Here is an 18,860-nt window from a genome sequence, read left to right as displayed (position 1 = left end):
TGCCAGATTGGGGTCGGCCCGCTACCTACGCATTTCATGTCGCAAGGGACCAAAGGCACAGCCATGACCGATCTCATCCCCGCCTGGGTCGATGGAACGCTGACACCTGTCGAGAAACTGGCTGCCCATCGCGAGGGCATCCGGCATATGGCCGTCTCGGTGTTCGTGGTCCGGGGCGCGCAGATCCTGCTTCAGCGGCGCGCGCTTGGCAAATATCACACGCCGGGGCTTTGGGCGAATACCTGCTGCACCCATCCCCATTGGGGCGAGGACGCCCGCGATTGCGCGATCCGGCGCTTGCAGCAGGAATTGGGCATTACCGGTCTTGATCCGGAATACCGGCAGACGCTCGAATATCGCGCGGATGTTGGCGGCGGGCTGATTGAACATGAGGTGGTGGACGTGTTCCTGGCCCATGCGCCGGACAAGCTCGAGGTGCGGCCCAACCCGGACGAGGTGATGGAGACCCGCTGGCTGGCCTATGCCGATCTGCTGCAAGAGGTCGCGGCGCATCAGGATCGGTTCACGCCCTGGCTGCGCATCTATCTTGACCAGCATTCGGAAACCATTTTCGGAACCCACCTGGCATCAGAGCGGCCCGCTTCGCCCCGGGGCTGAGCCTTGACTGTCTTTGCGCCGTGACTAAAGGCTTGAATAACCTGCAATCTCGGCCAGTATGTCGCCAGAGTTGCCGCCAAGGGCATAAGGACACCGACAGGGAGTTTGCATATGAAACCCATTTCCAGCCTGGCAATTGCCAGCGCCATGGCTCTTGCTGCATCGATGGGCAGCGCGCAGGCCCAGGGCAGCGTGACCGTAGGGCTGCAACTTGAACCCCCTCATCTGGACCCGACCAGCGCGGCGGCGCAGGCCATCGATTCGGTGGTGTATTCCAACATCTTCGAGGGGCTGACCCGGTTCATGGGCGACGGGTCCATCGTTCCCGGCCTTGCCGAGAGCTGGGAAATTTCTGACGACGGGCTGGTCTATACCTTCCGGCTGCGCGAAGGGGTGAGCTTTCACGATGGCACCGCGATGGACGCCGAAGATGTCAAGTTCAGCCTGGATCGTGCCCGCGCCGAAGACAGCGTCAATGCCCAGAAGGCGCTGTTTGCGGCGATCTCGGATGTCGAGGTTGTTGATCCCCTGACCGTCAGGCTCACGCTGAGCGAGCCAAACGGGCTGCTGCTCTTCAACCTGGCCTGGGGGGATGCGGTGATCGTGGCACCCGAAAGCATCGAAGCGATCAAGACCAACCCCATCGGAACCGGGGCGTTCAAATTCGTGGATTGGGTGCAGGGCGACAAGATCGATATCGCCAGGAACCCGGATTACTGGGGTACGCCCGCGGTGCTCGACACGGCGACGTTCAAGTTCATCAGCGATCCGACCGCGGCATTTGCCGCCGTCATGGCCGAGGATCTCGACGCCTATATCAACTTTCCGGCCCCCGAGAACCTGCCGCAATTTGATGCCGACCCCCGGTTTCAGGTGCTGATGGGCACAAGCGAAGGCGAGACCATCCTTTCGACCAACAACAAGCAGCCGCCATTTGACAATATCAAGGTCCGCCAGGCGCTGGCGCATGCCATCGATAGGCAGGCGATCATCGATGGGGCGATGTTCGGCTATGGCACGCAAATCGGCAGCCATTTCGCGCCGCATCACCCGGCCTATGTCGATCTGACGGGCAATTCCTCTTATGATCCCGACAAGGCCCGTGCGCTGTTGGCCGAAGCAGGGCTTGCAGACGGGTTCGAGACCACCTTGCACCTGCCGCCGCCTTCCTATGCCCGGCGCGGCGGCGAGATCATCGCGGCGCAGCTTGCCGAGGTTGGCATCAGGGCCGAGATCATCAATGTCGAATGGGCGCAATGGCTGGAGAGCGTGTTCCGTGGCAAGGATTTCGGCCTGACCATCGTCAGCCATACGGAACCCATGGATATCGGCATCTACGCGCGCCCGGACTATTATTTCCAATATGACAGCAAGGCGTTTCAGGATGTCATGGACGAGTTGAATCGCACCACCGATCAGGCCAGGCGCACGGAATTGCTGCAACAGGCCCAGACCATGATTTCCGAAGACTATGTCAACGGGTACCTGTTCCAGCTGGCCTGGCCGACCGTTGCCAAGACCGGGGTTCAGGGGCTCTGGACCAACGCGCCCACCGCCGCCATCGACCTCACGGCTGTCGGCTGGGCACAATAGTCCTGATCAAGTTACCCGCGGCCAGCCCGGTCTGGCCGTAGGGCGACGCCTCTGCCATGCTGCGCTATTCGCTCAAACGCCTGATATCCCTTCTGCTCAGCCTGGTTGTTGCCTCGCTGGTCATCTTCCTCGTGATCGAGGTCGCGCCGGGCGATCCGGCCAGCTTCATGCTGGGCATCAATGCGCAACCGGATACCGTTGCCGCGCTGCGCAGCGAACTGGGGCTGGATGTACCCAAATGGCAGCGCTACCTCGATTGGGCCGGGGGTATGCTGGTCGGCGATTTCGGCACCTCCTATACCTATCGCACGCCGGTTTCGGGCATGATCGCGGACCGTCTGTGGGTTTCGTTGCCGCTGGCCCTGTTCGCGCTGACGCTGTCGACGCTGGTGGCCTTTCCGGCGGGGATCTATGCCGCGTCACGCCGGGGCGGTGCCGGAGACGTGGCCGTGATGGGGGCGACGCAGCTGGGCATCGCAATCCCGAATTTCTGGTTCGCGATGATGATGGTGCTGGTCTTTGCGATCAACCTGCGCTGGTTCGGCGCCGGTGGTTTTGCCGGTTGGGACAAGGGGCTCTGGGCGGGGCTGCATTCGCTGACGCTGCCGGCGATTTCACTTGCCTTGCCACAGGCGGCGATCCTGGCGCGGGTCATGCGCTCGTCGCTTCTGGATATTCTCGGCGAAGATTTCATGCGCACCGCCCGCGCCAAGGGGCTGAGCCGGCGGCAGGCGCTGTGGCGGCACGGGGTGCGCAACGCGCTGATCCCGGTCCTGACGATCATCGGCTTGCAATTCTCGTTCCTGCTGGCGGGGGCGATCATCATTGAACAGGTGTTCTATCTGCCCGGCCTTGGCAGGCTGGTGTTTCAGGCGATCAGTTCCCGTGACCTGATCGTGGTTGAAAGCGTGGTGATGCTGCTGGTCTTTTCGGTCATCACGGTCAATTTCCTTGTCGACCTGGCCTATGCGCTGGTCGATCCCCGGCTGAGGATGCGCACATGACACGCAACCTGTTGCTCGGGGCGCTCCTGTCGGCGCTGGTTCTGGTGATGGCCCTGGTTTCCTTTGTCTGGACGCCCTTTGATCACGCGGCGATGAACATTCCGGCCAAGTTGCAGACCCCCAATGCCGAACACTGGCTGGGCACCGATCATTTCGGGCGGGACATCCTGAGCATGATCATGGTCGGCGCGCGCACCTCGATCGCGGTGGCGCTTGTGGCGGTGGGGATCGGCATGCTGCTGGGGGTACCGTTGGGATTGGCCGCCGCCGCCCGCAATGGCAGCTGGCTGGACGAGGTCATCATGCGCGGCAATGATCTGGTCTTTGCTTTTCCCAGCCTTGTGATCGCCATCCTGATCACCGCGGTTCTGGGGGCCGGGGCGGTGAATGCGATCATTGCCATCGGCATTTTCAATATTCCGGTTTTCGCCCGGATCACGCGCGGCGCGGCGCTGTCCCTGTGGGAGCGCGATTTTATCCTCGCGGCCCGTGTCGCCGGAAAATCGGGGGCGCGGATTTCCTTTGAGCATATCCTGCCCAATGTCACCAACCTGTTGATCGTGCAGGGAACGATCCAGTTCAGCCTGGGCATTCTGGCCGAGGCCGGGCTGTCCTATGTCGGGCTGGGCGCACAGCCACCGACACCCAGCTGGGGGCGGATGCTGGCGGATGCGCAAACCATGGTCAGCATCGCACCGCATCTCGCCCTTGTGCCAGGGGTTGCGATCGTGCTGACGGTTCTGGGCCTGAACCTGATGGGGGACGGGCTGCGCGATTATCTTGATCCCCGTCTCAGGATCAGCCGCACATGAGTTTGCTCAGGGTCGATAACCTGTCGCTGTCCATTTTCGGCACCGACATCCTGAACGCGGTGTCGCTGACCGTCGAGCCGGGCGAAATCGTCGCTGTCACCGGCGAGAGCGGATCGGGGAAATCGATGACCGCGCTGGCGGTCATGGGGCTGCTGCCCCCGGACACGCGCGCCACGGGGGTGGTGGCGCTGGCAGGTACCGACATTCTGAGCAGCACCGAAGCCGAGATCTGCGCCCTGCGCGGCAGCACCGTCGGCATGGTGTTCCAGGAGCCGATGACCGCGCTGAACCCGGTCAAGACCATCGGGGACCAGGTGGCGGAAACCATCCTTGTTCACAAGGCCATGCCACCGCACGCGGCCCGCGCACGGGCGCGCGAGATGCTGGACCGGGTCGGATTGCCCGCAGATCGTTTCCCGATGAGCCGCTATCCACATGAATTGTCAGGTGGCCAGCGCCAGCGTGTCGTGATCGCCATGGCCATCGCCCTGCGCCCCAGGTTGCTGATCGCGGACGAGCCGACCACGGCGCTTGACGTAACGACACAGGCGCAGATCCTCGGGCTGTTGAAATCGCTGGTTGCGGATTTCGGGATGGGGCTTTTGATGATCACCCACGATCTCGCGGTGGTCGCCGATATGGCCGACCGGATCGTGGTGATGCGGCGCGGCGATGTGGTGGAAACCGGCGCCACGGACGAATTGCTCGCCAATATGCAGCATCCCTATACCAGGATGCTGTTTCACGCTTCGTCGCACCAGGTTTCCTTGCCCGCGCCACCCGCGCCCGAACCCCTGCTGCAGGTGCGCAACGTGGTGCGCGACTATCGTTTGCCCCGCACGCGGCTGTTTGCGCCGGTCGAACATTACCGTGCGGTCAACGATGCCAGCTTTGTCCTGAACCGGGGTGAACGCCTGGGGCTTGTCGGGGAAAGCGGATGCGGCAAATCCACCCTGACCCGCGCCATTCTGGGGCTGGAGCCGGTGCAATCGGGCGAAATCCTGCTGGACGGTTTGCCGGTCCATTCCGGCGGTGCCCCTGACATGGCGGTCCGGCGCAAGATGCAGGTGGTTTTCCAGGACCCGTTCGGATCGTTCAATCCGCGCCACAGGGTGGATCGCCTGATCACCGAGCCGTTTCACCTGCTGGATGCGCCGCCGCGTGGTGCCGCGCGCAGGGATGCAATTGCCGAGGCGCTGACGGCGGTCGGGCTGCACCCGGATGACGCGGGCAAATACATCCACGAGTTTTCCGGCGGCCAGCGCCAGCGGATCGCCATCGCCCGCGCCCTGATCATCCGCCCCGAGCTGATCCTGTTTGACGAAGCGGTCAGCGCGCTGGACGTGTCGGTGCGCGCCCAGATTCTCGACCTGCTCGCCGAACTGTGCACGGCCTATGATCTGACCTACCTGTTCATCAGCCATGACCTGAACGTCGTGCGCACCGTGACCGATCGCGTGATGGTGATGCAGGCGGGGCAAATCGTTGAGCAAGGTGATACCGAAGCGGTGTTCCGGTCTCCGCAGCATCCCTATACCCGGTCGCTGATTGCCGCCGCGCCACGGCTGCCCGAATTGGCGGCCGCACCATGAGCCGGTCGACCGCCGCGGTTCCGCCTCAGACCACGACCTCGAGCCGTTCCTGTTCGCCCACACCAAAGACCCGTTTGTAACGTTCGATCTCATCCGGCGGGCCCATCGCCTTTTCCGGGTTGTCCGACAGCTTGACCGTCGGGCGGCCATTGGCGGCAACCGCCTTGCAGACCAGCGAGAACGGGGCCAGCGCATCATCCGGCACGAGACCGCGGAAATCATTGGTCAACAACGTACCCCAACCAAAAGAGGCATTGGTTTCACCGGCAAATTCGCGGGACAGTTCGATGATCTTGGCCACGTCCAGCCCGTCGGAGAAAATCACGCGCTTTTTCCTGGGGTCTTCGCCGCGTTTGCGCCACCAGTCGATGGCAATCCGGGCGGCGGCGGCCGGGTCGCCGCTGTCGATGCGAATGCCGGTCCACCCGGCCAGCCAGTCGGGCGCACGGTCCAGGAACCCACGGGTGCCATAGGTGTCGGGCAGGATGATGCGCAGGTTGCCGTCATGCTCTTCATGCCAGTCGGAAAGCACGTCATAGGGCGCGCGGGCGAGGGCGGCGTCATCTTTGGCCAGTGCGGCATAGACCATCGGCAGCTCGTGGGCGTTGGTCCCGATCGCCTCGACCTCGCGGCGCATGGCGATCAAGCAGTTCGACGTACCGGTGAATTTCTTGCCCAGCCCTTCCATCATGGCCTGAACGCACCAATCCTGCCAGAGAAAGGAATGCCGGCGGCGCGTGCCGAAATCGGCAATGCCCAGCGGTTCCACATTGCGCAGCCGTTCGATCTTTTCCCAGACGCGGGTCATGGCGCGGGCATAGAGCACCTGAAGTTCGAACCGGCCCATCCCGTCCAGAACCGCACGGCTGCGCAATTCCATCAGCACCGCCAATGCGGGAATTTCCCACAGCATGACCTCGGGCCAGCTTCCTTCGAAGGTCAGCTCGTACTGGTCCCCACGGCGTTCGAGGTGATAGGCGGGCAGGCGCAGGTTTTCGAACCATTCCATGAAGTCCGGGCGGAACATCTGGCGTTTGCCATAAAAGGTGTTGCCGCGCAGCCAGGTGCTTTCACCACGGCTCAGCCTGAGCGACCGGATATGATCGAGCTGCTCGCGCAGTTCGCCTTCGTCGATCAGGTTGGCAAGCGGGATACGGGTGGTGCGGTTTATCAGAGAAAACGCGACCTCGGTATCCGGCTTGTTGCGGAATACCGACTGGCACATCAACAGCTTGTAGAAATCGGTATCGATCAGCGACCGAACGATCGGGTCGATCTTCCACTTGTGGTTATAGACGCGTGTGGCGATGTCGACCATATGCGGTTCTCCTGCTGTCTGCCATTTCTGCCAACCCTCGCCTTGCGGGGCAAGCCCCTGACGCCGGGAAGGTCTCTGCCGGACATGGAGCACAAGTTCCGTGCGGACGTGCATTGGCTCCGGAGTTCGGGATTATTCGAAAACAGGAATGTGACATTTGTTAACCATTTCTCTTGCGAAACACATAGCCCGGTTGGCAAGGTGAATGAACATGCCGGTTTGACAGAGCCGATTTTGCAAACACGGGTTCTGTTTTTATTGCTGACAAGGGTAACGCGGTTTCGGCGTAGATTGTTCTTATTGAGGAAACGACGATGAATATTGAATTGCTTTGGAATGTATTTGGCAAAGCTGCTCCCGCCGAGATTTTCGACGAGATCCCGGCCACGCAGGCCCGCCTGATTTCGGGTGGCATGCCAACCGGTGATCCCCATGACGATGATGAGGGCGACGAAGGCAACGAGGGCAATGAAGGGGACGAGGGCAATGAAGCCGGTGCCGACGAAGGCAATGAGGGCAATGAGGGCAATGAGGGCGACGAAGGCAACGAGGCCGGTGCCGATGAAGGCAATGAGGGCAACGAAGGCAATGAAGGGGACGAGGGCGACGAACCCGGTGCCGACGAGGGCGATGAGGGTAACGAAGGGCTGCTAGACCCGACCCGGGACGAGGGCAACGAGGGTGACGAAGGCAACGAGGGCGATGAAGGGGACGAACCTGGTGCCGACGAGGGCAACGAAGGCAACGAAGATAATGAGGGCGACGAGGGTGATGAGCCGGGCGTTGACGAGGGGGACGAGGATGACGAAGGCGATGAAAACAACGAAGGCAACGAAGACGGCTATGACGAAGGCGATGAGGGCAATGAACCCGAAGCGGAAGATGAGGGTGACGAGGATAATGAAGGTAACGAGGGCGACGAAGGCAATGAACCCGGCCTAGACGAGGGCAACGAAGGCAACGAGGGGGACGAAGGCGACGAGGGCGACGAGCCGGGGGCCGATGAGGGCAACGAAGGCAATGAGGGCAATGAAGGCGACGAGGGCAACGAAGCCGGCAAGGATGAAGGCAATGAGGGCGACGAGGGGACTGCCGATCCTACCCAGGACGAAGGCAACGAGGGCAATGAGGGCAACGAAGGGGATGAGGGCGACGAAGCGGGTCTGGACGAAGGCAATGAAGGCAACGAGGGCAATGAAGGGGACGAGGGCAACGAACCGAACCAGGACGAGGGCAACGAGGGTAACGAGGGTGATGAAGGGAATGAAGGCGACGAAGGTGATGCCGACGAAGGCAACGAGGGCAACGAAGGCAACGAGCACGTAGGCCACAACGAGGACAACGAGTACAACGAAGGGTCCGAACACGACGAGGATAACGAAGGCAACGAGTTCGACGAAGGGGACGAGGGCGACGAAAGCTGGGCCGATTCCGGCCCCGGCGACAACGAGAACAATGGCGACGAAGGCAACGAGGACAACGAGTACAACGAAGGGTCCGAACACGACGAGGATAACGAAGGCAACGAGTTCGACGAAGGGGACGAGGGCGACGAAAGCTGGGCCGAGTCCGGCCCCGGCGACAACGAGAACAATGGCGACGAAGGCAACGAGGATAACGAATACAACGAAGGGTCCGAACACGACGAGGATAACGAAGGCAACGAGTTCGACGAAGGGGACGAGGGCGACGAAAGCTGGGCAGACTCAGGCCCGGGTGACAACGAGAACAACGGCGACGAAGGCAATGAGGATAACGAATACAACGAAGGCAACGAGCATGACGAGGATAATGAGGGCGACGAAACCGGCACCAATGACGAAGGCAACGAGGGCAATGAGGACGACGAAGGGGACGAGCTCGACGAGGGCGACGAAGGCGACGAGGACAACGAGAATGACGAGGGCGACGAGAATGACGAAGGGGACGAGGACAACGAGAATGACGAACTAGACGAAGGCGACGAGGGCGACGAGGACAACGAAAAAGATGAGCTCGATGAAGGAGATGAAGGCGACGAGGATAACGAGGGTGACGAAAAGGATGAGGGCGACGAAGGCGACGAGGACAACGAAAAGGACGAGCTTGACGAAGGTGACGAGGGCGATGAGGACAATGAGAATGACGAAAATGACGAGGCTGACGAAGGCGATGAGGACAATGAAGGCGACGAAGGCGTAGGCGAAGGAAACGAATACAACGAAGGCGACGAGCACGACGAGGACAACGAGGCCAATGAATTCGATGAGGGTGACGAGGCCGACGAAAGCTGGTCCGATTCCGGCCCCGGCGACAATGAGAACAACGGCAACGAAGGCAACGAGGACAACGAGTATAACGAAGGGTCCGAACACGACGAAGACAACGAAGCCAACGAGTTCGACGAAGGGGACGAAGGCGACGAAAGCTGGGCCGATTCCGGCCCCGGTGACAATGAGAACAACGGTGACGAGCACAACGAGGACAACGAGTATAACGAAGGTTACGAACACGACGAGGACAATGAAGGCGACGAATTTGACGAGGGCAACGAAGGCGACGAAGGCTGGGCCGATTCCGGCCCCGGCGACAATGAAAACAATGGCGACGAAGGCAACGAGGATAACGAGTACAACGAAGGCTCGGAACACGACGAGGACAATGAAGGCAACGAAGGGGATGAGGGCGACGAGGGCTGGAATTTCCCGGCGGCGGCGGCCAGCGCGGAATGCGGCGGCTATGCCTGTGGTGTCGATGGGCCGGCAGAAGCGGATATGTCCTGCAGCACGGATTCCTGCGCGCTTGATGCCGGTGGCGGTGACGCCGATCTAGACGATGATATCATCGGGGCCGATCTGCTTGGTGGGCTGGATATCGATCCGGGGGTCTGACGCCCGCAGGATCATCCGGGCGCCCAATGCGGCGCCCGGAAAAGCGAACCGCCCCGGAAATGGGGCGGTTTCTTGCATTCAGCGGATTGTATTGGTGACAGCGGCGCGTGTTGGCTATTCGCTGGCGGGAAGTTGGCGTAACCGTTCGATCTCGCGATCAACCTCTGCCGCAAAGTCGGGCGGGTTCTCGGCGTCGATCATCGATTTGACCTTCTGGAACTGTGCCAGGGCCTCTTCGGTCAGCTCAAGCGCCGCCAGGTTGGCCGCGAGATGGAATTGAACCGCGATGTCCTGGGGCAGGCCCTCGGATGCAGATTTGAGATAGCCCTGAGCATCGTCATAGCTGCCGCGGCGATGGGTGATCCAACCATAAGTGTCCTGAAACGCGGGTACGTCGCTGTCGCGCAGGCGGCGTGCAACCGTATAGGCGCGTTGCAGGCTCTCATCATCATCCCGGTGGGTCGCAAGCAGGCTTGCCAGGTTGTTCGCGACAATCTGCGAGTCCGAATTTTCGGCATACATGGCCTCGTAGATCCCGATGGCCCCGTCGAGATCGCCCGCGCGCTCGAGTTCGCCGGCCTTGGCCCAGAGCAGGGTGCCGTTGGTCGGAACCTTGGTCAACGCTTCGTCCAGCACCGCATTGGCACCGGCAAGATCGCCGACTTCCTGTTTCATCCGGTAAAGCGCGACCCAGACATTGGCGTATTCCGGGTTCTCGGTGACCAATTCCCGGAACTGTGCCTCGGCGGCTTCCGCCTGTCCGGCCTCGGCGAGGAAACCGCCGCGCATGAAGCGCAGGGTGGGATCATCTGGGTTCTGTGCAAGCAGGTCATCGAGATAGGCCTGCGCGGCTTCCGGTCCATCGGTTTGCAGCCGGTTGCGCAGCAGGGCGAATTGCGCGCTCTGGCCCAGGGCCGGGTCGCTTTCGAGATCTTCGAGCAGCGCGGTCAGCTCTTCTGTGCGGTCCTGACCCGAAAGCTTGCGCGCGGTCAGTTCGTTGGCCTGTCGGCGGGCGCTCGCATCGTCCATCGCGTTGAGGGCGGCGATGACATCGTCGGTCCGCGACCAGTCCTCCATCCGCGTATAGACCTCTCCAAGCGCCCCCAATAGGGCCGCGTTCTGCGGTGCAAGCCGCAGCGCGTCGATCAACACGCCTTCCGCCGCAAGCAGGTTGTCGTTATCGGCAAGATTGCTGGCATAGCGCAGGGATTCCGTCGCTGCCTTGCCCGAGGCCTGCACGGCGAGAGCGAGCATTTCCGAGCGCAGGTCCTGGTTGCCTTCACGCTCGTAAGCGCGGGCCATAAGTGACATGATGTCCGCATCGTTGGGAGAATCGTTCAGTGCGTCGCGCAGCATGACGATCGCATCGGCGGTTTCGTCATCGTCGATCAGCCAATTCGCCTTGAGCTTGACCGCATCCGGTTGCGCCGAATCCTCAGCGAGGATTTTCTCGACCAGCGCGCGGGCCCCGACGGCATTGTCCTGCTGGAACAACATACGCGCCAGATCGACTTCGATGGCGCGGGTCAGATCGGTGCGCTCGGCATTTGCGCTCAGCTCTTCCATCTCGGCGATGGCCGTGTCGACGTCACCCATCTGGAATTTCAGCTTGGCACGCATCGAGCGGAAGTTGTCCCGATCCTCGATGCCGCTATCCAGTTGTGCCTCGACCTCGGCCAGTGCTGCTTCCTGCCCGCGCATCTGCTCAAGGAAGCTGATGAGGAACACCGAATCTTCCGGGCTGGCTCCCTCGCGTGCGGCTTCTTCGCGGATGAAGGCTTCTGCGTCATCGAGCCGGTCCTGTTCGACCAGGAAACGCACCAGGGTCTGTTTGAACACCGCGCGTTCCTGCGGGAACCGGTCCATGAGATCGCGCAGCTGGGCATCGATGCCATCGAGATCCCCGATCTGTTGCAGAACCCCCAGGCGCAGGCGGTACAGATCCCGTTGTTCCGGGTCCGAGGCAATGCCGGCGTCGATGGCATCAAGCGCGGCATACCAGTCCTGTTTGCGCAGAAGGTTGTCGATCAGCACGTTGCGCGCATTCCGGAGCGTGTCATCCTCGGCAATGAGCGCCTGTGCCTTGACGATTGCCGCCTTCTGCGCGTCGTCCTCGCGTGCCTGGATTGCGTTGAAATACGCCACCGCATTGTCGATCGAGATCATGACGATGTCGTCGGGGGCAAGTTCGAGCGCCTTGGCCACGTGCTGTTCCGCGTCCGGCCAGTTCTTGGTCGCCGCGGCAATATCCGCCAGCGCGCGCCGGCCTTCGAGGTTCTCGGGGTGCTGTTCGACAAGGCGAAGGTACTCGCCATAGGCGTCGTTAATCAGACCGGCCTCACGCAGGGTCCGGGCATAGGCCGCCCGCGCCCCTTCATGGGTCACGTTCAGCTCAAAGACGTTGCGGAATTCGATCAGGGCGCGATCGACATCACCTTCCGCGAGCAGGGACAGGCCGGATTGGTAATGCGACTCGGCGCGTTCTTCGGATGAATCACAGGCTGCGACAAGGCCAAGCCCCGCCGTAAGAACTATGGCGAGGCCTACACGTCCTGCGCGCGCCCGCAGACGATTGATCCGAACATACTGCACTCTACTAAACCTCGGGTTGTTGTGGTCACGGCGGAATCAGTACCCGGTTCCGCGCACCACGACAACAAAGGTTTTGGCAATGATTTTGCAATCATTGGCGAAGGTCATGTTGTAGAAATACTTGTCATCATACCGCGCCCGGTCGGAAAATCCGGTCTCGTTGCGCTCGGTCACCTGCCACAGGCCGGAGATGCCAGGGCGCATCCAGTAATAGGCGCGTCCGGGATACATGGTTTCCTGGTCGACCATCATCGGGCGCGGACCGACAATTGACATGTCGCCCAGCAGGACGTTGATCAGCTGCGGCAGCTCGTCCACCGAACTCTTGCGCAGAAACGCTCCGATACGGGTGACGCGCGGGTCGTGGCGCAGCTTCTGGCAATGGGTCCACTCGGCATGCGCTTCGGGATTGTCGGACAGGTACTCTGCCAAGCGCTTGTCGGCATTCGGCACCATGGTGCGGAACTTGAACATGCTGAACACGCGGCCATTCTTGCCGATGCGTTTCTGGACATATACCGGAGACCCGCCATCAAGCGCCACAAACAGCGCGATCAGCAGCATCACCGGCGCCAGAACAGGCAGCGCCATCAGCAGGATCACGAGGTCGAGAATGCGCTTGCCGAACCCGGTGTACAGATCCAGCTTGCTGCCGGTTGACGTTGGAACGATGTCGGAGAGAGACACCCCTTCAAGGCGTGTCGGGTCATTGAATTGAATTGTCATCTCTTACTCACTCAAATTTTAACAAGTTCATTAGTTACAAGACGCGGCCCAAATCGGCCGTTACAGCTTCACAAGCAATGACATAGTATTTAGCGAAAATTTTCGCATAAACAACCGCCTTCTGATCGGCTATAAGTTGCAAATTTTTGTTAAACTATTGAAAAATTGTGACTATTGCCTGTTCGCGGCCGTGTAAAATTTTGAAACTTTTTTGCTGCCTTGCAAAGTATCTCGCCAATGGAGCCGGGTGCGCAAGGGCAGGTGGACGTAAGGTAACCTGATCCCGCCACAATTTTGGCACATCCCTTTCATTGTTTCGATTTAGTTGACCGTCAGACCGGTTGTACCCGGTTTCGAAACAGGCCGAGTCGCGCGTTGCGTTGCGCTGTGACCTGCCTGTTTGTGCCTTGGCGATGGACCTGGCGCGCAGGCGATGACGGAAACGGGCGGCGAAACGCAGTGAAAGTGGCGGAACCCGTGATGATTGAAGCTTTGACCGACTCTCTTGTATTCGTGTCGAAATGCCCCAAGTGAGTCGGGTGTTAACCGATCACAAGCAAATCTGCCTGTAGTTTATGAGTAGCAACCCGTTTTCAGGGACCTGATCCAAGATGACACAATCTTCATTCTACCTGGGGTATTTCGGTCTGAGCGAGCGTCCTTTCACGCTTGTTCCCGATCCCGAGTTCATCTTCTGGTCGCCACAGCACCGGCGCGCCTATTCGGTGTTGGAGTTTGGTGTCCTGTCGCATGCGCCGATCACCATGCTGACCGGCGAGGTTGGGGCGGGCAAGACCACCCTGTTGCAGAACCTGCTGGGCCAGTTGGAAGACGACGTGACGGTTGGGCTGGTCTCCAACGCGCAGGGGAGTCGGGGTGAATTGTTGCAATGGGTGCTGAACGCACTGGACATCGCCTTTGATGCCGAAGGCAGCTATGTGCAGCATTTTCAGGCCTTGCAGGATTTTCTGATTGCCGAATACGCACGGGGCAGGCGGGTCGTTCTGGTCTTTGACGAGGCACAGAACGTGTCGCGCGAAGGGCTTGAAGAGCTGCGGATGCTGATCAACATCAACTCGAACAAGGATGAACTGGTACAGTTGATCCTGGTCGGGCAGCCCGAGCTTCGCGACATGGTGCGCCATCCGCGCATGAGCCAGTTGGCGCAGCGTATTTCGTCAAGCTTTCATCTCAATCGGATGAATGCGGATGCAACCCGGGCCTATATCCAGCACCGCATGACCATTGCGGGGGCCAGGGACGAGATCTTTACCGCCGGTGCCTGTACGTTGATCCATGGGGTGACTGGCGGCGTGCCGCGGCTGGTCAACCAATTGTGTGATTTCGCCTTGCTCTATTGCTGGACGGATGAGGCCAGCAAGCTTGTCACCGCCCCGGTGGTGCAATCTGTCATCGATGACGGTGTATTTTTCTGCGAACGCAGCTATGGGGCCGAAGCCCACGCGTGAACGTCCACAGCCCAGGCGTGTTTTACGACTGGTTTGACAGCCCGGCAGCATCCAGCGCCTGAATTTACGCGGGCCTCGCTGCGCCGATGCAGCACGATACCCCTTGTCCGTTCCTTTGGTGGTGCGCGTTCAGCCAGGCGCCAGAATTGCGGTGCGCCATACCCGGTCATTGCAAGTTTGCGGGACGCAGCCGCTTTGCAGTCGCTGAACAGCGAAACGGGGCCGGAACGGCCCCGTGTGATCCATTGGCCTGGTGGTGGCCGTCTCAGCCCGCCTTGCGCCGGCGGCGTATGAGGCCCAGCCCCCCAAGCGCGCTGAGTAGCAGCATTCCCGCTGCCGGCACCGGCACGGCGGCGACCTGCGTGGCATCAAAAGAGGTCATGTCGTTCTTGTTATTGTGGCGGATCATGAAGGCCGTGGTCATCGAGAACGGGTCGGTCAGCGGCTTGAGCAGGGTGTTCTGGCCGATCTGGTAGCCCTGTACCGAGCTGTTGAACAACACGCCCTTGCTGTCGATGGCGGTATTGCGCGAGAACAGCCGGTTATTGTCGTCCACATATCCCTTGACCCGCAGCGACCGGCCGACAACGCTGGCAGCTACGTCAAGCTGCACGGTGGAGGTCGTGGTTCCCCGAGCCCCCGCACCAAAATTGTCCTCGGACACCAGGATCATGATTGCGCCGACACCGCGTGTCGTGACGGCAATCGTGTTCAGGCGCGATTGACCGGCGATATCCTGCGGCGTGACGGTGATATCCCAGGACATGTTGGCATCGGTGCCGTCGGATTTGGCCCGCGTCATGTCGCCAGTGTCGAGAACCTGTTCCAACAGGACCTTGGGTTTGGACGATATGTCATAGACACGTATTGTGGCGGCGGAGGCCAGGGCGGGCATTGCGGCCAGAAGCGCGGCCATGCCCAGGGTTTTCAAACTGACAAACATTGTAATCCTACCATTTACGAACTTGTTCACATGTTGCGCCATCCACCCACATGGCACCGTTTCGATTTCTGACGAATACCTAATACATTTCAGGCATTTGCGGAACGACAGACTGGGGAAATGGTTAAGATGTCGTGGTGTCGTCGCAATTGTGGAAACTGTGATGCGCCCAAATGTACATTGTTTCGACCTGCATGGGGCATCAGCGCCCCGGCCCTAGCGCGCGGATTCTTCCTCGCGAGGAATCACAAGTGTTGCAGCCAGCCAACCGGTCAGGAAGCCACCCAGATGCGTTTCCCAGGCGACCTGTCCGCCCTGAACAACCCAGAGCAGAATATTGAGCAGGATCAGGCCGATGATATCCATGACCAGCGATTTGCCGCCAACACCGTTCTGCGCGTTGAAGAACCAGTCCTGCCATTTCCACGCACCGACCAGGCCAAACAGCGCACCGGATGCGCCGACCATGGGCTGTGCGCTGTCGCTCAGCAGGGCAAAGCCGATTGCGCCGCCGATGCCGGAAATCACGTAGATCGCCGCGAACCATGTCTGACCGACGCGCCGCACCACGATATGCCCCACAATCAGCAGGACGAACATGTTGCCGAGCAGGTGGGATAGCCCGGTATGCAGCACCTGGTAGCTGAGGAACATGAGCCATGGTTGCGCGGGATAGTTCGGCCGCCAATTGTCGAGCAGCCCCACCCAGAACGCGCCGTTCTCATAGGCAAACCCGCGCAGGCGGGTGTTTCCGGTCAGGCCGAGATCGCTGGCTTGCAACAGGAACTCGACACAGCAGGTGACGATGACGATCGCAACCACAGCGGGTGCGGGTCGCCACGGCCCCCTGGGCTGGCTGCGGGATCGAATCGCGGTTTCTTGCTGCCCGTTCATTGGCTTTTTGTGCCGCGCCGTTGCGGGAACGACAAGAGGGGGCCGCGCGCGCCCGTCAAAGCCGCTTCACCTTGGGGGGATTGCACGGCAAAGTGCAGCCATGAGGTGCAAGGAGAAACAGCGGCATGTGCGGATCCCGTCGGCTGTATGAGTATCTGCGACGCGGGATGGCGCTGGTGGCGGTCGGAGTCTTTGGCTGGGCGGTTGGCGCGGCGGAGTTGACCCTGACTCCAGACGCCTTGACCCGGTTTGGCAACGGCCCGATGATCGCGCGCAAGCTTCAGGGTCTGCCTGCCGATCCTGCGCTGCCTGCGGTTGAACTCAGCGATGAGAGCGATGCGGCGCGGCAATTGCGCGGTCTTGTGGCCCGCGGGGTGTCTCAGGGCTTTGACCGTATTCTGTATGACAACCGTGATCGCGACCATTCGAGCCTGCCGGCGTCGCGCTTTCCGAACCTGACCGCCCTGCGATACGCGCCCGATCTGGTCGCGGCGGGGCTTGACTATGGCCTTGCCGGGCCGATCGTGATCCCCGGGCTGGTCTTTGGCAATTCGTCAACGGCAATGACCGCGGGGGTCGATGCGCGCAGTCTGGTGCGCCACGCGATGACCGCGCCGGGCGGGGCGGCGCGGGCCTATCGCGACTACGTATCCAACAGCATCTACATGTATCCCGAGCATCAGGATCATGACGCGGTCGATCTTTACCCGGCAAACTGGCCCTATACGATTGTCAGCCAGGGGTCGTCCTATTCGGATCGTCCCTTCATGGAGGCGGTCGCGATGACGCTGGCGGCGTTTCCCGCCGATACACGCGCGGCGTTGATCGAGCATAATCTGGTGGCACCGACGATGCAGATGATCCTGCGCCGCAACCTGCGCGGGGTGAGGAGCCGTGCGGATTACCTGTCGCCGGTAGCGCATCCGACGGTGTTTTCCGGCGAAAACCTGCGGCCCGGGAGAATGATCGGGCAGGCCGCCGCGATGCGGCCCGAGAACATTCCGCCACAGGTTCGGCTCAGCATGGTGCAGGAGGATTTTTCCCAGAGCGCCGGGCTGGCGGGGCTGGACGAGCACCTCTTTACCACCCCATCGGCGGTTGCGCGCATATGGCGCGGCCCCGCATGGGAACGCCAGATGGTCGTGAGCGCCGAGCCAACGGTCGATCCGAACGGCCATGGGGTGCAATTCGACTGGGTGCTGCTGCGTGGTGATCCGGCCCGCGTGCGTATCGAACCGCAGGGGCCGGACGGCATGACGGCGCGTATCACGGTGAACTGGCACGACGCCTTTGCGCTGCCGACGAACGATTCGGGGGGCACCGATGGGCGTGAGACATCGCGGGTCGATATCGGGGTCTTTGCCTGGAACGGGCTTTCGGACAGCGCTCCGGCCATCCTCTCGATCAGCTTTCCGACCCATCAGCACCGGACTTATGAAACCGGGCCCGGCGGCGCGGTCCGGCTGGCCAGCGTGGATTATGACGCGCGGAGGCGTGGTGCCACCTATGATCCGCGTCTGCACTGGTCGGCCCCTTGGCGCGACGAATTTGCCTATGGGCCGGATGGGGCTCTGACCGGATGGACGCGCGATACCGGTCACGAGCTGGACATCTATGACGCCAGCGGGCAACCGGTGCAGGGGCCGCCGATCCGCTATGAGCTGGCCCAACCTCCGGGCGAGGCACCGGTTTTGGTCATCCTGCGCGAAGGGGCGCAGAACTAGGCCGTTGGCGTTTGGCCCCGTGGGGTATCCCGCTGGCGCGCATCGCGGGTGGCGCGGGCCAGGTCATCCGCCGTGGTGATCTTGTAGTTTTGCTCGCTGCCTTTGACAAAGGTCACGTCCAGACCGGCCTCGATCGCCACGGCAACGTCGTCGGCGGCACCGCCGTCATGCTTGCGGTGGGCATCGAGGATCCGGGCAAAGCAAAACGCCTGCGGGGTTTGCGCGCGCCACAGGCCGTCGCGCGGTACCGGGGCCAGCGCCGCGCCATCCCGCGATGTCCAGAGGGCGTCCACAAGCGGGAGCGCCACACATGCGCCTGTGCTTTGGCGCAAGGCGTCGATCACGTCGGAAATTACCGTGCGGGGCAGGAACGGGCGGGCCGCATCATGGATCAGCACATGCTCGGGCCGATACGGGGCCAGCGCTTCCAATCCGCAGCGCACCGACCTCGCACGCGTGTCCGCACCGTGAACCGGCGGCAACAGGCGCGGATCCCGCACCCCGTCCAGCGCCTCGGCGCAAAGCAGGTGATCGTCGGGATGGATCACCGGGACGATCCACCGCACCGCATCGACCGAGAGGAACAGATCGGCCACCCGGCGCAGCGAGCAGATGCCGCCAAGCGGGATATATTGCTTGGGTATCTCGGCCCCCAGCCTACGACCACGCCCCGCGGCGACGATGACGACGGCGAGGCTCATCCCC

Annotated in this window: 14 protein-coding genes; 8 read left to right on the top strand and 6 right to left on the bottom strand. The window is 61.5% G+C overall.

Going from position 1 to position 18,860, the window contains the following annotated elements; all coding sequences use genetic code 11:
• The first annotated feature begins 63 nt into the window (after window positions 1–63).
• From idi to ACP15R_RS03850, 5 genes are all read left to right on the top strand, one after another.
• A complete protein-coding gene (gene idi / locus ACP15R_RS03870; protein ID WP_424985055.1) occupies window positions 64–618 on the top strand; it encodes an isopentenyl-diphosphate Delta-isomerase in 555 nt (184 codons plus the stop codon).
• A 111-nt stretch (window positions 619–729) separates the two neighbouring features.
• Window positions 730–2,211, top strand: a complete 1,482-nt coding sequence (locus tag ACP15R_RS03865) for an ABC transporter substrate-binding protein (RefSeq protein ID WP_424985054.1) — start codon at window positions 730–732, stop codon at window positions 2,209–2,211.
• Between the two features lie 56 nt (window positions 2,212–2,267).
• Window positions 2,268–3,215, top strand: a complete 948-nt coding sequence (locus tag ACP15R_RS03860; RefSeq protein WP_424985053.1) for an ABC transporter permease — start codon at window positions 2,268–2,270, stop codon at window positions 3,213–3,215.
• Window positions 3,212–4,027, top strand: coding sequence for an ABC transporter permease (locus ACP15R_RS03855; RefSeq protein ID WP_424985052.1), 816 nt, complete (start codon window positions 3,212–3,214; stop codon window positions 4,025–4,027). The genes ACP15R_RS03860 and ACP15R_RS03855 overlap by 4 nt, the downstream gene beginning before the upstream one ends.
• Window positions 4,024–5,619, top strand: a complete 1,596-nt coding sequence (locus ACP15R_RS03850) for an ABC transporter ATP-binding protein (protein WP_424985051.1) — start codon at window positions 4,024–4,026, stop codon at window positions 5,617–5,619. The genes ACP15R_RS03855 and ACP15R_RS03850 overlap by 4 nt, the downstream gene beginning before the upstream one ends.
• A 25-nt stretch (window positions 5,620–5,644) precedes the next feature.
• Here the strand turns inward: ACP15R_RS03850 and pncB are convergent, their stop codons facing one another.
• Window positions 5,645–6,937: a nicotinate phosphoribosyltransferase gene (pncB, locus tag ACP15R_RS03845; RefSeq protein ID WP_424985050.1), complete on the bottom strand. Its 1,293-nt coding sequence runs from the start codon at window positions 6,935–6,937 to the stop codon at window positions 5,645–5,647.
• A gap of 314 nt (window positions 6,938–7,251) precedes the next feature.
• Between pncB and ACP15R_RS03840 the strand changes: the two genes are divergently transcribed.
• Window positions 7,252–9,807, top strand: coding sequence for a hypothetical protein (locus ACP15R_RS03840; RefSeq protein WP_424985049.1), 2,556 nt, complete (start codon window positions 7,252–7,254; stop codon window positions 9,805–9,807).
• A 114-nt stretch (window positions 9,808–9,921) separates the two neighbouring features.
• Here the strand turns inward: ACP15R_RS03840 and ACP15R_RS03835 are convergent, their stop codons facing one another.
• Together ACP15R_RS03835 and ACP15R_RS03830 are read right to left on the bottom strand one after the other, a co-directional pair.
• Entirely contained in the window at window positions 9,922–12,399 is a 2,478-nt protein-coding gene (locus ACP15R_RS03835) for a tetratricopeptide repeat protein (protein ID WP_424985048.1), read from the bottom strand.
• A gap of 36 nt (window positions 12,400–12,435) precedes the next feature.
• Complete coding sequence (locus tag ACP15R_RS03830; protein ID WP_424985047.1) at window positions 12,436–13,125, bottom strand: sugar transferase; 690 nt, start codon at window positions 13,123–13,125, stop codon at window positions 12,436–12,438.
• A gap of 611 nt (window positions 13,126–13,736) precedes the next feature.
• On the opposite strand from ACP15R_RS03830, the gene ACP15R_RS03825 reads away from it, so the two are divergent.
• Complete coding sequence (locus ACP15R_RS03825) at window positions 13,737–14,594, top strand: ExeA family protein (protein WP_424985046.1); 858 nt, start codon at window positions 13,737–13,739, stop codon at window positions 14,592–14,594.
• A gap of 265 nt (window positions 14,595–14,859) precedes the next feature.
• On the opposite strand, the gene ACP15R_RS03820 is transcribed toward ACP15R_RS03825, so the two are convergent.
• Both ACP15R_RS03820 and ACP15R_RS03815 read right to left on the bottom strand, forming a co-directional pair.
• Window positions 14,860–15,537 (bottom strand): VPLPA-CTERM sorting domain-containing protein, encoded by a 678-nt coding sequence (locus ACP15R_RS03820; protein WP_424985045.1) that lies wholly within the window; start codon window positions 15,535–15,537, stop codon window positions 14,860–14,862.
• A 216-nt stretch (window positions 15,538–15,753) separates the two neighbouring features.
• Window positions 15,754–16,431 carry a rhomboid family intramembrane serine protease gene (locus ACP15R_RS03815; protein ID WP_424985044.1) on the bottom strand — a complete coding sequence of 226 codons (678 nt, stop codon included), beginning with the start codon at window positions 16,429–16,431 and terminating at the stop codon, window positions 15,754–15,756.
• A gap of 125 nt (window positions 16,432–16,556) precedes the next feature.
• Between ACP15R_RS03815 and ACP15R_RS03810 the strand changes: the two genes are divergently transcribed.
• On the top strand, window positions 16,557–18,155 hold the full coding sequence (locus ACP15R_RS03810) for a hypothetical protein (protein ID WP_424985043.1): 1,599 nt from the start codon (window positions 16,557–16,559) through the stop codon (window positions 18,153–18,155).
• Here ACP15R_RS03810 and ispD read toward each other — a convergent pair.
• Entirely contained in the window at window positions 18,152–18,856 is a 705-nt protein-coding gene (gene ispD / locus ACP15R_RS03805; RefSeq protein ID WP_424985042.1) for a 2-C-methyl-D-erythritol 4-phosphate cytidylyltransferase, read from the bottom strand. The genes ACP15R_RS03810 and ispD overlap by 4 nt on opposite strands.
• Between the last annotated feature and the right edge of the window lie 4 nt (window positions 18,857–18,860).

Source organism: Microbulbifer sp. S227A (assembly GCF_049800935.1).
Note: the sequence above shows the minus strand (reverse complement) of the source record. Positions and strands in the feature narration are given on the sequence as shown.

Excerpts from the sequence above, each read along its gene's own strand:
- idi (WP_424985055.1), top strand. The coding sequence starts at position 64 with ATGACCGATCTCATCCCCGCCTGGGTCGATGGAACGCTGACACCTGTC.
- ACP15R_RS03865 (WP_424985054.1), top strand. The coding sequence starts at position 730 with ATGAAACCCATTTCCAGCCTGGCAATTGCCAGCGCCATGGCTCTTGCT.
- ACP15R_RS03860 (WP_424985053.1), top strand. The coding sequence starts at position 2,268 with ATGCTGCGCTATTCGCTCAAACGCCTGATATCCCTTCTGCTCAGCCTG.
- ACP15R_RS03855 (WP_424985052.1), top strand. The coding sequence starts at position 3,212 with ATGACACGCAACCTGTTGCTCGGGGCGCTCCTGTCGGCGCTGGTTCTG.
- ACP15R_RS03850 (WP_424985051.1), top strand. The coding sequence starts at position 4,024 with ATGAGTTTGCTCAGGGTCGATAACCTGTCGCTGTCCATTTTCGGCACC.
- pncB (WP_424985050.1), bottom strand. The coding sequence starts at position 6,937 with ATGGTCGACATCGCCACACGCGTCTATAACCACAAGTGGAAGATCGAC.
- ACP15R_RS03840 (WP_424985049.1), top strand. The coding sequence starts at position 7,252 with ATGAATATTGAATTGCTTTGGAATGTATTTGGCAAAGCTGCTCCCGCC.
- ACP15R_RS03830 (WP_424985047.1), bottom strand. The coding sequence starts at position 13,125 with ATGACAATTCAATTCAATGACCCGACACGCCTTGAAGGGGTGTCTCTC.
- ACP15R_RS03825 (WP_424985046.1), top strand. The coding sequence starts at position 13,737 with ATGACACAATCTTCATTCTACCTGGGGTATTTCGGTCTGAGCGAGCGT.
- ACP15R_RS03820 (WP_424985045.1), bottom strand. The coding sequence starts at position 15,537 with ATGTTTGTCAGTTTGAAAACCCTGGGCATGGCCGCGCTTCTGGCCGCA.
- ACP15R_RS03815 (WP_424985044.1), bottom strand. The coding sequence starts at position 16,431 with ATGAACGGGCAGCAAGAAACCGCGATTCGATCCCGCAGCCAGCCCAGG.
- ACP15R_RS03810 (WP_424985043.1), top strand. The coding sequence starts at position 16,557 with ATGTGCGGATCCCGTCGGCTGTATGAGTATCTGCGACGCGGGATGGCG.
- ispD (WP_424985042.1), bottom strand. The coding sequence starts at position 18,856 with ATGAGCCTCGCCGTCGTCATCGTCGCCGCGGGGCGTGGTCGTAGGCTG.